The following is a 13,806-nucleotide window of genomic DNA, read 5'->3' as shown; positions in this document are numbered from 1 at the left end:
AGGCGCGCGGTGGTGCATGCGTTCGCGCTCCAGGCGTTCAACGGCCTCAGCTACGGGTTGCTGCTGTTCATGCTGTCGGCCGGCCTGACGCTGATCTTCAGCGTGCAGGGCGTGCTCAACTTCGCGCATGCGAGCTTCTACATGCTCGGCGCGTACGTCGGCTACAGCATCGCGGCCGGTGCGGGCTTCTGGCCCGCGCTCGTGCTCGCGCCGCTCGCCGTCGGCCTGCTGGGCGCCGGCTGCGAGCGCTGGCTGTTGCGCCGCGTGCAGGCGCGCGGCGGCCACACGAGCGAACTGCTGCTGACCTTCGGCCTCGCCTACCTGATCGGCGAGGGCGCGAAACTCGTATGGGGCCTCACGCCGCTGCCGGCCCCGGTGCCGCCGTTGTTCGACGGCGCGCCCGTGACCGTGTTCGGCCTCTCGCTGCCGCGCTACCGGCTCTTCATGATGGCGATGTCCGCGGCGATGCTGGTCGCGCTCGGCGCGCTGCTGCGCGCGTCGCGCATCGGGCTCGTCGTGCGCGCCGCGCTCACGCACCGCGCGGCCGTCGAGGCGCTCGGCTACGACGTGCCGCGCGTGATGACGGGCCTGTTCGGCGCGGGCACCGCGCTCGCGGCGCTGGCCGGCGTGATCGGCGCGCCGCTCGCGGTGATCGAACCGGCGCTGGCCGAGACGGTCGGGTCGGTGGTGTTCGCGGTCGTCGTGATCGGCGGGCTCGGTTCGCTCGGCGGCGCGTTCGTCGCGTCGCTCGCGGTCGGCTTCGCGCAGACCTTCGCGGCGTCCAGCGACACGTCGCTGCGCGACCTCGCGCAATGGGCGGGCGTCGCGCTGCCCGACAGCGTCGCGGCCGTATCGATCGCGCAACTGGCACCGCTGGTGCCGTATCTGCTGCTCGTCGCGGTGCTGGTCGCCCGTCCGCGCGGCTTGTTCGGCGAGCGCGTCGATGGATAGCCGCGCGCTGGCCGGCGCGCTGCGCTGGGTGCTGTTCGCCGCGTGCGTCGCGCTGCCCGCGTGGCTGTGGCCGCATGGCGCGATGCTCGGCTATCTCGCGCAGACGGCCGCGCTCGTCGTGCTCGCGCTGTCGTACAACCTGCAGCTCGGCACGACGGGGCTGCTGTCGTTCGGTCATGCCGCGTTCGCGGGCCTCGGCGCGTTCGCCGCCGCGCACTGGTTCAATCGTGTCGGCGGTCCGCTGCCGCTGCTGCCGCTCGTCGGCGGCGTGGCCGGCGCCGGCTTCGGGTTCATCGCCGGGCTGCTCGCGACACGCCGCGCGGGCACCGTGTTCGCGATGATCACGCTCGGTCTCGCCGAATGCGTCGCGGCCGCCGCGTGGAGCGTGCCGGCGTGGTTCGGCGGTCTCGGCGGCGTGCCGATCGACCGTGCGAGCGGCTCGCCATGGGGCGGCTGGCAGTTCGGCGCGCCGGCGCAGGCCTACGCGGTGATCGCCGCGTGGTGCATCGTGTCGGCGCTGGCGATGCGCGCGCTGACGCGCACGCCGCTCGCGCGGCTCGCGAACGCGGTGCGCGACAACCCCGCGCGCGTCGCTGCGCTCGGCACCGAGCCGCGCCGCGTGCGGCTCGCGATGGTCACCTGCGCGTCGTTCTTCGCGGGTATCGCCGGCACGCTGACGCTGATCGACGTCGAGATCGCGACGCCCGACAGCCTGTCGATGGCGCGTTCGGCGACCGTGCTGATCGCCGCGGTGATCGGCGGCACCGGCACATTCTTCGGGCCGGCGGCCGGTGCCGTGGTGCTGACCGCGCTGAGCGTGGTCGTCGCGGGCGTGTCGCGTGCGTGGGCGCTGTATCTCGGCGTGCTGTTCGTCGTGGTCGTCGTCGCGGCGCCCGGCGGGATCGCGGGCCTCGCACAGACGCTCGCGCATGCGTTGCGCCGCGACGCGCCGGCCGCCGAGCGCTGGCGCGTGCTGTGCGGCGTCGGCGCCTGCGTGTTCTGGGGCGTTGCGATCGTCTGCGCGGCCGAGCTCGGCTATGCGTGGCGCTTCGCGCAGGACGACGGCGCCGGCACTGCATTCGGCGCGTGGGGCATCGATGCCGATGCGCCGGCCGGCTGGGTCGTCGCGTGCTCGGCGGCCGGCATCGGCATGCTGCTGTGGGGCTGGCGCGCGCGGCTGATGCACCCCGGGCACGGCAAGCGGGAGGACGGGCGATGAACGGCAACGCGATCGCGCTGCACGGAATCGTGCAGCGCTTCGGTGCACAGACGGTGCTCGACGGTATCGATCTGAGCGTCTGCGCCGGCGAGCGTCACGCGCTGATCGGGCCGAACGGCGCGGGCAAGTCGACGCTGTTCGGCGTGATTGCCGGCGCGACGCGGCCCACGCGCGGGCGCGTCGTGCTGCACGGTGTCGAGCTGCGCGGACGCGGGCCGGTCGTCGCGAGCCGGCTCGGCATCGGCCGCAGTTTCCAGCAGACGAGTGCATTCGCGCGGCTCTCCGTGTTCGACAACCTGCGCTGCGCGGCGCTGCATGCGCCGGACGAGCGGCGGCGCTGGTGGAACCGGCTGCGCGAATCGGCGTCGGTCGATCGCGCGGCCGCGCAGGTGCTGCACGACATCGGCCTCGATGCGCGGCGCGACGCGCCGGCCGGCGAACTCGGCTACGCGGAACAGCGCGCGCTCGATCTCGGCATCGCGCTCGCGAGCGGCGCGCGCACGCTGCTGCTCGACGAACCGACGGCCGGCATGAACCGCGACCAGGCCGCGCGGATGATCGCGCTGATCCGCGCGACCACGCAAGGCCGCACGGTGCTGATGATCGAGCACGACATGGATGCGGTGTTCGGCTTCGCCGAGCGCGTGACGGTGCTGGTGCGCGGCGCGGTGGTCGCGACCGGTGCGCCCGACGCGATCCGCGCGGACCCGGCCGTGCGCGCCGCCTATCTCGGCGACGGCGCATGAGCGAGCTGCTCGACATCCGCGGCCTGCGCGCGTGGTACGGGATGCAGCCCGTGCTCGACGGCGTCGATCTCGCGCTCGCGCCGGGCGAGACGCTCGCGCTGCTGGGCCGCAACGGCTCGGGCCGCTCGACGCTCGCGAAGGCCCTGACGGGGCTCGTGCGCACCGCGGGCTCGGTGCGCATCGGCGGCGCCGAATGCGCGGGCGCCCGCACGTTCGAGATCGCGCGGCGCGGCGTGGCTTACGTCGCCGAAAGTCGCGACGTGTTTCCGCTGCTAAGCGTGCGCGAGAACCTGCGGCTCGGGCTGCGCGGTGTGCGCGGCGCGGCCGAACGCGCCGCGCTCGACGGGCTGCTCGCGCGCTTTCCGCTGCTGGCCGCGCGGATCGACGTGAAGGCCGGGCGGCTGTCGGGCGGCGAGCAGCAGGTGCTCGCGCTAGTGCGCGCGCTTGCCGGCCGCCCGCGCGTGCTGATCGTCGACGAACCGGCCGAAGGGCTCGCGCCGCTGGCGGTCGACGAGGTCGGCGCGTGCCTCGCCGCGCTGCAGGCCGACGGCGTCGCGATCCTACTGATCGAGCAGCGGCTGCAGCTCGCGCCGCGGCTCGCGCAGCGCGTCGCGGTGATGGGGCGCGGACGGATCGTCTACGACGGCGCGCTCGACGGGTTGGGCGGCGATGTCGTCAGTGCGTGGCTGAGCGCCGGCTGAGCACAAGCGCCGATTGTTCGGCAAACCCCGCCAGTCAATTCGTGTCGAGCCGCTTTATCGCTGCGGCGCAGCACCTTACATTGCCAGTCATGCCGGTGCGCCGCATTCGCGCGGCAACCGGCGCCCATCCATCGAAAGTCTTCCGACTGAGGAATGAAATCATGAGCAAGCTGACAGACAAGGTTGCGATCGTCACGGGCGGGTCCAAGGGCATCGGCGCCGCGATCGCGAAGGCGCTGGCCGCCGAAGGCGCGTCGGTCGTCGTCAACTACGCGAGCAGCAAGGCCGGTGCCGACGCCGTCGTGAGCGCGATCGTCGAAGCGGGCGGCCGCGCGGTCGCGGTGGGCGGCGACGTGTCGAAGGCAGCGGACGCGCAGCGCATCGTCGATGCCGCGATCGAGAACTATGGTCGTCTCGACGTGCTGGTGAACAACTCCGGCGTCTACGAATTCTCGCCGATCGAGACGATCACCGAAGAGCACTATCGTCGGCAGTTCGATACGAACGTGTTCGGCGTGCTGCTGACGACGCAGGCCGCCGTCAAGCATCTCGGCGAAGGCGCGAGCATCATCAACATCAGCTCGGTCGTGACGAGCATCACGCCGCCCGCGAGCGCCGTGTACAGCGGCACCAAGGGCGCCGTCGACGCGATCACCGGCGTGCTCGCGCTCGAGCTCGGCCCGCGCAAGATTCGCGTGAACGCGATCAACCCGGGGATGATCGTGACCGAAGGCACGCACAGCGCGGGCATCATCGGTTCGGATCTCGAAACGCAGGTGCGCAGCGAGACGCCGCTCGGCCGCCTCGGCGAACCGGGCGACATCGCGTCGGTCGCGGTGTTCCTCGCGTCGGACGATGCGCGCTGGCTGACCGGCGAGCGCCTCGTCGCGAGCGGCGGGCTGCACTGACCCGCCAGGTCGGCGCGCGCCGCTACGCGATCATCGCGAGCGCGTTCGCGCCGACATGCCAGCGCAGGCTCTCGACGACGAGTGCGTGATCGTGTTCGTCGTCGAGCCCCGCGATCGTCATCGCGCCGACGAGTGCGCCACCGATTGCACCACCGCTTGCGCCGCCGGCAACCCGCAACGGCACACCGCCGCCGTCGAGCGCATAGTCGGCGTCCGACAATCCCTGCGACTGCAACGACCAGCCGGCACGGCGAAAGCGCGCGCCGACCTCGAGCGAGCTGACGCCGAAACGCAATACCGTGTTCTGCCGGCGGCGGATCGCGTCGCTGTGGTGCGCACGGCTGCCGTCGAGCGCGCAATAGAACAGCGGTGCGGCTTCACCGACGATGCCGACCGCGATCGGCAGCCCGCGCCGCGACGCGAGATTGATTGCGATGTCGCCGAGCCGGCGCGCGACGTCGGCATCGAAATGCGGCAGCATCGGCGCCGCCGCGGTGTCGCCGAAAGGCGCGGGTGCGAAGCGCGGGAAGGGGATGGCCATGGCAGCTCCGTGTCGTCGCAAGTCCGGCTCGTGCGCGCGCGTGCCGCGTCGCGCGCCGGCCGTCGATCGTTCAGCGCATCAGCGGCATCAGCGTGTCAGCGCTTGGGCGCCGCGTCGAGCATCCACTCGTGCGCGGGATCGTTCCTGAACGCCCATGCGCGGCTCGGCCCGGCCATCACGTTCAGGTAGTACAGGTTGTAGCCGTGCGGCGCGACCACCGGGTGATAGCCGCGCGGCACCATCACGACGTCGTGGTTCTCGACCGCGCACGCTTCGTCGAGGCTGCGATCGTCCGTGTACACGCGCTGGAACGCGAAACCCTGCGGCGGATCGATCCGGTGGTAATAGGTTTCCTCGAGCGACGTTTCGTCGGGCGCCGCGTCGCGATCGTGCTTGTGCGGCGGATAGCTGCTCGAATGGCTCGCGGGCGTGATCACTTCGACCACCAGCAGCCGGTCGGCCGCCGGGTTGTCGCCCATCAGGATGTCGCACACGTAGCGCGTATTGGTGCCTTGCCCGCGCACCGCGCGGCGCATCCGTTCGCCGTCGAGGCGCTGCACGCGCTTGTCGCCGCTCGCATAAGGCGCGGTGCACAGCGCAACCTCCGCGTCGCGCGTCGCGACCAGCGTGACGGTCTTGCCGCCCGGCACGTACAGCGCGTCCGGCGACACCTCCTCGAACACGCTGTCGCGCTTGCCGAGCGCATCGTAGGTTTCGCCGTCGACTTGTGCGCGCAGCGTGCCCGTGAGCACGACGACGCACAGTTCGCGCGTGCCCGTGTCGAGCGTTTCGGTGTCGCCGGCCTTCAGGCGCAGCGCGCGAAAGCCGACGTGTTTCCAGCCGGCCGATTCGGGCGTCACGTTGCAGATTTCGCGGCCGGCGGATGCCTTGACCAGCAGGGGAGAAATCGTCATGGCACGGGGCTCCACAATAGAGTGATAGCGGGGGCGGAAGGGCTCACGCGCTCAGCCGGTCGACGATCGCGCGCAGCGACTCGTAGCCCTTCTTCGCATACTGATAGCTCGGCGCGACGGCCGGATCCTGCTCGGCCTCGACGACGAGCCAACCTTCGTAGCCGGCATCCTTCAGCGTGCGCAGCGTCGCTTCATAGTCGAGCGCGCCGTCGCCCGGCACCGTGAAAGTGCCGTTGATCACACCGTTCAGGAAGCTCCAGCCGCCGTTGCGCGCCTGCGTGACGACCTGCGGCCGTACGTCCTTGCAGTGCACGTGCACGACGCGCGACACGTGCTTCTTCAGCAGTGCGACCGGATCGGCCGCGCCGCCGAAATACGCGTGACCCGTGTCGAACAGCAGGAACACCTTCGCGGGATCGGTCAGCGCCATCAGGCGGTCGACGTCGGCCGGCGATTCGACGTAGGCGCCCATGTGGTGATGGTAGGCGAGCTTGATCCCGTAGGTCTCGAGCAGGTGCGCGCCGAATGCGTCGAGGCGCGCCGCGTAGCGCCGCCAGCTTTCATCGTCGACGAAGCGCGGCCGCTTCGTGACCGGCGTGTCGATGCTGCCCTGGATCGTCCCCGCGCATTCGCCGTACACCACGACCTTCACGTCGTTCACCTGCAGCTTCGTCATGTGCGCGCGGCAGCGCTCGATTTCGGCGGCGACCGCGTCGGCGTCGCTCATGCCCGGCTCGACTTCCGCGAGGAAGCCCGAATACCAGCCCGACACGCACACGAGCCCGAACTCGGCGAGCTTGGCCTTCAGCTCGGGGCCCGTCTTCGGAAACTTGTTGCCGAGCTCGAAGCCCGCATAGCCGATCTCGGCGCCTTCCTTCAGCGCCGTCTCGAGCGGCGTCTCGCCGCCGAGCGACGGCAGGTCGTCGTTCATCCACGACAGGGGATTGATACCGATGCGAACGTTCCAGCTCATGACGTGCTTCCTTGGTTCGGTTGTTGTTTTCGCGGGGCGGTCCAGGGGAGGGGAAAACGGTTCAGCGCCGCTGCCGGGTTTTTTCGTCGAGATACGCGTGGTGCGCGCGTTCGACGCCGGCGCGCGCGGACACCTGCGGCACCGCGACTTCCCACCACGCGCCGCCGTCCGCGGTCGTGCGCTCGTGCGTCGTGTCGATCACGAGCACCTGGCTCGTCGTGGCCGCGCGCGCACGCTTCATCTCGCGGCGCAGTTCGCCGACGTCGCGCACGTGCACGGCTTCGGCGCCCATCGCGCGCGCATGCATCGCGAAGTCGATCGTCGAGCGCTCGCCGCCTTCCGGCACGCAGTCGTCGAGCATGTTGTTGAAGCTCGCGCCGCCGCAATTCAGTTGCAGCCGCTCGATGCAGCCGTAGCCGCGGTTGTCGAGGATCACGACGATGATCTTGCGGCCGAGCATCACGGAGGTCGCGAGTTCCGCGTTGAGCATCATGTACGAGCCGTCGCCGACGATCACGATCACTTCGCGCTCGGGCCGCGCGAGCTTCGCGCCGAGGCCGCCCGCGATCTCGTAGCCCATGCACGAGTACGCATAGTCCATGTGGTAGTTGCCCGGCATGCCGCTGCGCCACAGCTTGTGCAGCTCGGCCGGCAGCGTGCCGGCCGCGCACACGACGAGATCGTCGCGCGCGCTGTCGCGCCCGGCGTCGGCCGCGGAGTCGCGCACCGCGCCGATCACTTCCGCGTCGTACGGCAGCGTGTCGTTCGGCACGCGCGTGGTCAGCTCGGTCACGCGCGCGTTCCACGCGGCGGCCTGATCGCGGTTCGCGGCGGTCCATGCTGTATCCGCGCGCCAGCCCGCGAGCGCGGCGGACAACTGGCCGAGGCCGGTGCGCGCATCGGCGATCAATTGCCGGCCGCGCTTCTTGCCCGCGTCGAACGGCTGCACGTTCAGGCTCAGCAGCGTGGCATGGCCGAACAGCGCGTGCGAGCCGGTCGTGAAGTCCTGCAGGCGCGTGCCGACCGCGAACACCACGTCGGCCTGCGCGGCCGCGCGGTTCGCGGCGGGCGAGCCCGTCACGCCGATCGACCCGAGGTTCAGCGGGTGGTCCCACGCGAGGCTGCCCTTGCCGGCCTGCGATTCGGCGACCGGCACGCCGTGCGTGTCGGCGAACGTGCGCAGCGCGTCCCACGCCTGGCTGTACAGCACGCCGCCGCCGGCGACGATCAGCGGCTTCTTCGCGGCCTTCAGCACGTCGAGCGCATCCGCGAGTTCGAGCGCGTCGGCCGGCGGCCGGCGCATCCGGATCACCGGCGGCGCGAAGAAGTCCTCGGGCCAGTCGTACGCGAAGGTCTGCACGTCCTGCGGCAGCGCGAGACACACGGGGCCGCACTGCGCGGGATCGGTCATCACCTGGATCGCGCGCGGCAGCGCGACGAGCAGCTGCTCGGGCGACGTGATTCGGTCGAAGTAGCGCGTCACCGGCCGGAAGCAGTCGTTCGCGCTGACGTCGCCCTGTTCGAAGTCCTCGACCTGCTGCAGCACCGGGTCGGGCAGCCGCGACACGAACACGTCGCCGGGCAGCAGCAACAGCGGCAGCCGGCCGACGTGCGCGAGCGCGGCCGAGGTCAGCATGTTGGTCGCGCCCGGGCCGATGCTCGACGTCGCGGCCATCATCCGCTGGCGGAAATTCGCCTTCGCGAACGCGACGGCCGCATTCGCCATGCCTTGCTCGTTGTGCGCGCGGAACGTCGGCAGCCGCTCCCTTTCGGCGTGGAGCGCCTCGCCGAGCCCGGCGACGTTGCCGTGGCCGAAGATCGCGAACACGCCGCCGCAGTACGGCAGGATCTCGGTGCGGCCGTCCGGCTGGACGACTTCGGCGCGCAGGGCGGCCAGGTAGCGCACGAGCGCCTGGCTGACGGTCAGTCTCACGGTGGTGGTCATCGTCTGTCGATAGGAAAGAGTCGGGTGGTCGTCACAGGCGCCGGCATCAGGCCGCGGCGGCGCGCGCGGCGGCACGGCGGCCGAGCCACGCGTCGACCAGCTGCGTGAAATTGCCGGCCACTTCGTCGATCAGCGCCTGGTCGTCGCTCTGGCCGGCGAGCCAGCGCAGCGACGCATCGGCCCACAGCGTGCGGCCGACCATGAAGCCCTTGACGATCGGGTTGGTCGCCGAGCGGAAGCTGTCGACCAGGTACTGCAGCGGCTGGTTCAGCCCGAGGATCACCGCGCCGCGGCAGTGGTGGTCGCGCTCGGCCACGAGCGTCTCGAGGCGCGCCCAGCCGTCGGCGCTCAGCGGCGGCAGCTTCCACCATTCGGGCATCACGCCGAGGTTGTAGAAGCGCGCGACGGTGCGCAGCACCGCGTCGTCCTCGGTGCCGGCCGGCGTGACCGCGCGCGGCGGAATCATTTCGAGCAGCAGTTCGTTGCCGCTTGCGCGCGTGGCTTCCCACAATTCCAGCACGCGCTGCTCCTGCTCGACGCGCAGGTCGACGTCGTCGTCGGGGTGGTAGTGGACGAGGCACTTCACGACCTGTTCGGTCGGCCAGTGCGTGAGCGACGAGCCGACCGAGCGCGTGTCATCGAAACGCAGCGGCCGCGAGCCCGGCAGTTCGACCGGCCGGCCGACCCACCAGCCGCGGCCGGTCGCCTGCGCGAGCGCGTCGCGGCCGTATGCGCCGCCGTCGATCAGCACGCCGACGTGGCCTTCGAGATGACGATCGCGCTCGACCTGTTCGACCGCGCGCACGAGCAGGCGCTTGAGCGTCTTGATCTGAGCCTCGTCCGCGCCGGCCTGCACCGCGAGTTCGTAGAACTGGCTGCGATGGTCGAACGCCATCACGCACAGCTCGTCCCAGTCGCGGCGCGGCACCGTCACGCGATGCAGGTGCGCGAGCGTGCGATCGGCATCGACCTGCGGGTTGCGGCTGCCGCCGAACCAGTGAGCGAGCTCGGCCGGCGTCGGCATCGCGGCCGAGCACGCGTGGCGCGACACGACGATCGCGCCGCACGCATTCGCGATGCGCGTCGATTCGGCCCAGTCGCGCCCGCGCAGCAGGCCCGACAGCAGGCCCGACAGGAACGCGTCGCCGGCGCCGAGCACGTTCAGGACTTCGACGCGTTCGCCGTGGAAAGTCGGTGCATCGTCGATGCGGGCGGGGACGTCGCCCTCGATCACGCAGCAGCCGAGCGCACCGCGCTTGACCACCAGCACCGCGCCGCTCGCGCGGCGCACGGCCTGAAGCGACGCGATCAGAGCGTGCGGCACGCCGCCCGCGATCAGGAATTCCTCCTCGGTGCCGACCAGCAGGTCGAACTCGCCGAGCACCTGCTGCAGTTGCCGCGTGACCTGCGCATCCGGCACGTAGCGGTTCTCGCCCGCGCCGCGCGCGGTCAGCCCCCACAGCACCGGCCGGTAGTCGATGTCGAGGACGCGCACGACGCCGTGGCGGCGCGCGTAGCCGAGCGCGGTCAGCGACGCTTCGCGGGTGGCCGGCGTCGAAAGATGGGTGCCGGTGATCGCGAGCGCGCGGCAGCCGGCGATGAAGTCCTCGCGGATCTCGTCGGCGCGCACGGCCATGTCCGCGCAGTTCTCGCGCACGAACAGCAGCGGGAACGTGTCGCGGTCCTTCAGCCCGAGCAGCACGAGCGCCGTCAGGCGTTCCGGATCGGCCTGCAGCTGGCTCGTGTCGCACCCTTCGCGCTCGAGCGTCTCGCGCACGAAGCGGCCCATCTGCTCGTCGCCGACGCGCGAGATCATCGCGGTCTTCAGCCCGAGCCGGGCGACGCCGAACGCGACGTTGCCCGACGAGCCGCCGAGATACATCTGGAAGCTGCGCGCGTCCTCGAGGCGGCTGCCGTACTGCTGCGCGTAAAGATCCACGGCGACGCGGCCGAGGCAGGCGAGATCGATGGGGCGGTCAGTCGGAAAGTTCAACGGGCTCATATCACGTATCACGCTCGCGGCCGGCGTTCGACCTTGCCGGCGGATTGAGGGGACCGATCCCGCGACGGCTCTGACGGCTCTGCGTCACATATGCCGCACGGCACGAGAACGCTTGCCGCAAGGAATCGGGCTACGGAACGGAGTCTAGACTTTTTGGAAATCCAGTTCCCTAGGTGAAATCACGTAGAAATAAATTTCCAAATTCTCGAGGAAGTGATCTACAGTTTCATCCGGATGCTTCGGTCCGTAACGGACTCGATGCCGACGGCGCGCAACGCGCCGCTTTCCGCCCCCGGAGATGAGGAGACAGAGTGATCATGAAGACCAAGCTGATGGCCGCCGCGGCCGCCGCGATCCTGACCATGCCGCTCGCGCACGCCGAGAAGATCGGCGTGACGATGGCATCGTTCGACGACACGTTCCTGACGATCCTGCGCAACAGCATCGGCGACGCGGCGAAGAAGGACGGCGCGACCGTGCAGATCGAGGATGGCGGCAACGACGTCGGCAAGCAATTGAGCCAGGTCCAGAACATGATCGCGCAGAAGGTCGACGCGATCATCGTGAATGCGGTCGACACCGACGCGACGCCGAAGATCACGAAGATGGTAAGCGCCGCGAAGATCCCGCTCGTCTACGTGAACCGCAAGCCGGTCGACTTCGACAAGCTGCCGGCCGGCGTCGCGGTGGTCGCGTCCGACGAGAAGCAGTCGGGCACGCTGCAGGCGCGCCAGGTGTGCAAGCTGCTCGGCGGCAAGGGCGACATCCTCGTGCTGATGGGCGAGTTGTCCAACGAGTCGGCACGGGCGCGCACCAAGGACATCGAGGACGTGATCGCGACCAAGGACTGTTCCGGCATGAAGATCGTCGACAAGCGCGAAGGCAAGTGGAGCCGCACGCAGGGCCAGGACATCACGATGAACTGGCTGAGCTCCGGGACGAAGTTCGACGCGATCGTGTCGAACAACGACGAAATGGCGATCGGTGCGATCAACGCGCTGAAGGCCGCGCGCAAGCTGACGCCGAAGACGGTCGTCGCAGGCATCGACGCGACGCCGGACGGGCTCGCGGCGATGAAGAGCGGCGAGCTGAAGGTGTCCGTGTACCAGAACGCGGCCGGGCAGGGCGCGCAGGCCGTCGCGACCGCGCTGAAGCTGGCGAAGAAGCAGCCGGTCGACCGCTACGTGAACGTGCCGTTCGAGCTCGTCACGCCGGAGAACATGAACCAGTACGCGAAGCACTGACGGGTTTTTCCGCTGAACTGCGCGGGCCCGGCGCGTCCGGGTTCGCGTGTGACTTTCGAGGAACGTCCATGTTTACAGCCAGGATGGCGCGCCCGATGGCCAACGAAAGCGCGCCGGCCGCGTCGCTCGCCGCGCCGGGTTCGTCCGGTGCGCCCGTCGCCGATTGCCTGCTCGAGGTGCGCGGCGTCGGCAAGTCGTTTCCCGGCGTCGTCGCGCTCGACGGCGTGCAGTTCCGCGTGCGCCGCGGTACCGTGCATGCGCTGATGGGCGAGAACGGCGCCGGCAAGTCGACGCTGATGAAGATCATCGCCGGCGTCTACACGCCCGACCAGGGCGAGATCCTGATCAACGGCGAACCCGTCGTGCTGAACGGCCCGCTCGACGCGCTCGATCGCGGGATCGCGATGATTCACCAGGAACTCAACCTGATGCCGTACATGACGGTCGCGGAGAACATCTGGATCCGCCGCGAACCGAAGAACCGCTTCGGCCTGATCGATCACGCCGCGCTGCGCCGCCGCACCGCCGCGCTGTTCGAGCGGCTGTCGATCGACATCGACCCGGAAGCCGACGTGCGCACGCTGACGGTCGCGAGCCGCCAGATGGTCGAGATCGCGAAGGCCGTGTCGTTCGACTCCGACGTGCTGATCATGGACGAGCCGACCTCCGCGCTGACCGACAAGGAGGTCTCGCACCTGTTCCGGATCATTCGCCAGCTGCGCGAGCAGGGCAAGGGCATCGTCTACATCACGCACAAGATGAACGAGCTGTTCGAGATCGCCGACGAGTTCTCGGTGTTCCGCGACGGCAAGTACATCGGCACGCACGCGTCGACCGACGTCACGCGCGACGACATCATCCGGATGATGGTCGGCCGCGAGATCACGCAGATGTTCCCGAAGGAGGAAGTGCCGATCGGCGAGGTCGTGCTGGCCGTGAAGAACCTCGGCGTCGACGGCGTGTTCCGCGACGTCAGCTTCGAACTGCGCGCGGGCGAGATCCTCGGCGTCGCGGGCCTGGTCGGCTCGGGGCGCTCGAACGTCGCGGAGGCGCTGTTCGGCGTCGTGCCGGCGACCGCCGGCGAGATCCGCATCGACGGCAAACCGGTGCGCATCACGACACCCGCGCAGGCGATGAAGCACGGAATGGCGTTTCTCACCGAGGATCGCAAGGACAGCGGCTGCTTCCTGAATCTCGACCTGCTCGCGAACATGGAAGCGGCCGTGCTCAGCAACCGCTACGTGAAGTTCAATTTCGTGCGGCAGGCGCAGCTCAAACGCGACTGCGAGGCAATGAGCCGGATGCTGCGCGTGAAGACGCCCGGGCTGCACGAGGAAATCCAGAACCTGTCGGGCGGCAACCAGCAGAAGGTGCTGATCGGCCGCTGGCTGCTCACGCAGCCGCGCATCCTGATCCTCGACGAACCGACGCGCGGGATCGACGTCGGCGCGAAGGCTGAGATCCACCGCCTCGTCAGCGCGCTTGCCGGCAAGGGCGTCGCGGTCCTGATGATCTCGTCGGAGATGCCGGAGGTGCTCGGCATGAGCGACCGCGTGATGGTGATGCACGAAGGCCGGATGACCGGCATCGTCGAACGCAAGGACGCCGACCAGGTCCGCATCATGGACCTGGCCTCGCGCTGAGCCGAAACAAGATTGGAGA

Annotated in this window: 12 protein-coding genes; 7 read left to right on the top strand and 5 right to left on the bottom strand. The window is 69.9% G+C overall.

Annotated features, from left to right (window positions below; genetic code table 11):
* Positions 1–12: 12 nt before the first annotated feature.
* From SB771_RS11965 to SB771_RS11945, 5 genes are all read left to right on the top strand, one after another.
* Entirely contained in the window at positions 13–951 is a 939-nt protein-coding gene (locus SB771_RS11965; RefSeq protein WP_175662609.1) for a branched-chain amino acid ABC transporter permease, read from the top strand.
* Positions 944–2,170 carry a branched-chain amino acid ABC transporter permease gene (locus SB771_RS11960; protein ID WP_175662608.1) on the top strand — a complete coding sequence of 409 codons (1,227 nt, stop codon included), beginning with the start codon at positions 944–946 and terminating at the stop codon, positions 2,168–2,170. Before SB771_RS11965 ends, SB771_RS11960 begins: the two co-directional genes overlap by 8 nt.
* Complete coding sequence (locus SB771_RS11955) at positions 2,167–2,916, top strand: ABC transporter ATP-binding protein (RefSeq protein WP_175662607.1); 750 nt, start codon at positions 2,167–2,169, stop codon at positions 2,914–2,916. Before SB771_RS11960 ends, SB771_RS11955 begins: the two co-directional genes overlap by 4 nt.
* Complete coding sequence (locus tag SB771_RS11950) at positions 2,913–3,617, top strand: ABC transporter ATP-binding protein (RefSeq protein ID WP_175662606.1); 705 nt, start codon at positions 2,913–2,915, stop codon at positions 3,615–3,617. Before SB771_RS11955 ends, SB771_RS11950 begins: the two co-directional genes overlap by 4 nt.
* Before the next feature lie 161 nt (positions 3,618–3,778).
* Complete coding sequence (locus SB771_RS11945) at positions 3,779–4,525, top strand: glucose 1-dehydrogenase (RefSeq protein WP_175662605.1); 747 nt, start codon at positions 3,779–3,781, stop codon at positions 4,523–4,525.
* Positions 4,526–4,547: 22 nt separating this feature from the next.
* Here SB771_RS11945 and SB771_RS11940 read toward each other — a convergent pair whose 3' ends face one another.
* The 5 genes from SB771_RS11940 to SB771_RS11920 form a co-directional block, all read right to left on the bottom strand.
* Positions 4,548–5,066, bottom strand: a complete 519-nt coding sequence (locus SB771_RS11940) for a heme-degrading domain-containing protein (RefSeq protein WP_175662604.1) — start codon at positions 5,064–5,066, stop codon at positions 4,548–4,550.
* A 95-nt stretch (positions 5,067–5,161) separates the two neighbouring features.
* Entirely contained in the window at positions 5,162–5,980 is an 819-nt protein-coding gene (gene iolB / locus SB771_RS11935) for a 5-deoxy-glucuronate isomerase (protein ID WP_175655867.1), read from the bottom strand.
* A gap of 43 nt (positions 5,981–6,023) precedes the next feature.
* On the bottom strand, positions 6,024–6,953 hold the full coding sequence (gene iolE / locus SB771_RS11930; protein ID WP_175662603.1) for a myo-inosose-2 dehydratase: 930 nt from the start codon (positions 6,951–6,953) through the stop codon (positions 6,024–6,026).
* A gap of 61 nt (positions 6,954–7,014) precedes the next feature.
* Positions 7,015–8,898, bottom strand: a complete 1,884-nt coding sequence (gene iolD, locus SB771_RS11925; RefSeq protein ID WP_175662602.1) for a 3D-(3,5/4)-trihydroxycyclohexane-1,2-dione acylhydrolase (decyclizing) — start codon at positions 8,896–8,898, stop codon at positions 7,015–7,017.
* Between the two features lie 46 nt (positions 8,899–8,944).
* On the bottom strand, positions 8,945–10,900 hold the full coding sequence (locus SB771_RS11920) for a bifunctional 5-dehydro-2-deoxygluconokinase/5-dehydro-2-deoxyphosphogluconate aldolase (RefSeq protein WP_175705175.1): 1,956 nt from the start codon (positions 10,898–10,900) through the stop codon (positions 8,945–8,947).
* A gap of 317 nt (positions 10,901–11,217) precedes the next feature.
* Here SB771_RS11920 and SB771_RS11915 point away from each other — a divergent pair, with 317 nt between their 5' ends.
* Entirely contained in the window at positions 11,218–12,144 is a 927-nt protein-coding gene (locus SB771_RS11915; protein WP_105830837.1) for a sugar ABC transporter substrate-binding protein, read from the top strand.
* A gap of 68 nt (positions 12,145–12,212) precedes the next feature.
* Positions 12,213–13,787 carry a sugar ABC transporter ATP-binding protein gene (locus SB771_RS11910; RefSeq protein ID WP_175662600.1) on the top strand — a complete coding sequence of 525 codons (1,575 nt, stop codon included), beginning with the start codon at positions 12,213–12,215 and terminating at the stop codon, positions 13,785–13,787.
* The last annotated feature ends 19 nt before the right edge of the window (positions 13,788–13,806 follow it).

It is taken from the genome of Burkholderia sp. SIMBA_051, from assembly GCF_046534915.1.
In the GTDB taxonomy this organism is placed as follows: Bacteria; Pseudomonadota; Gammaproteobacteria; order Burkholderiales; family Burkholderiaceae; genus Burkholderia; species Burkholderia ambifaria.
This window is presented reverse-complemented; position numbering and strand designations above follow the sequence as displayed.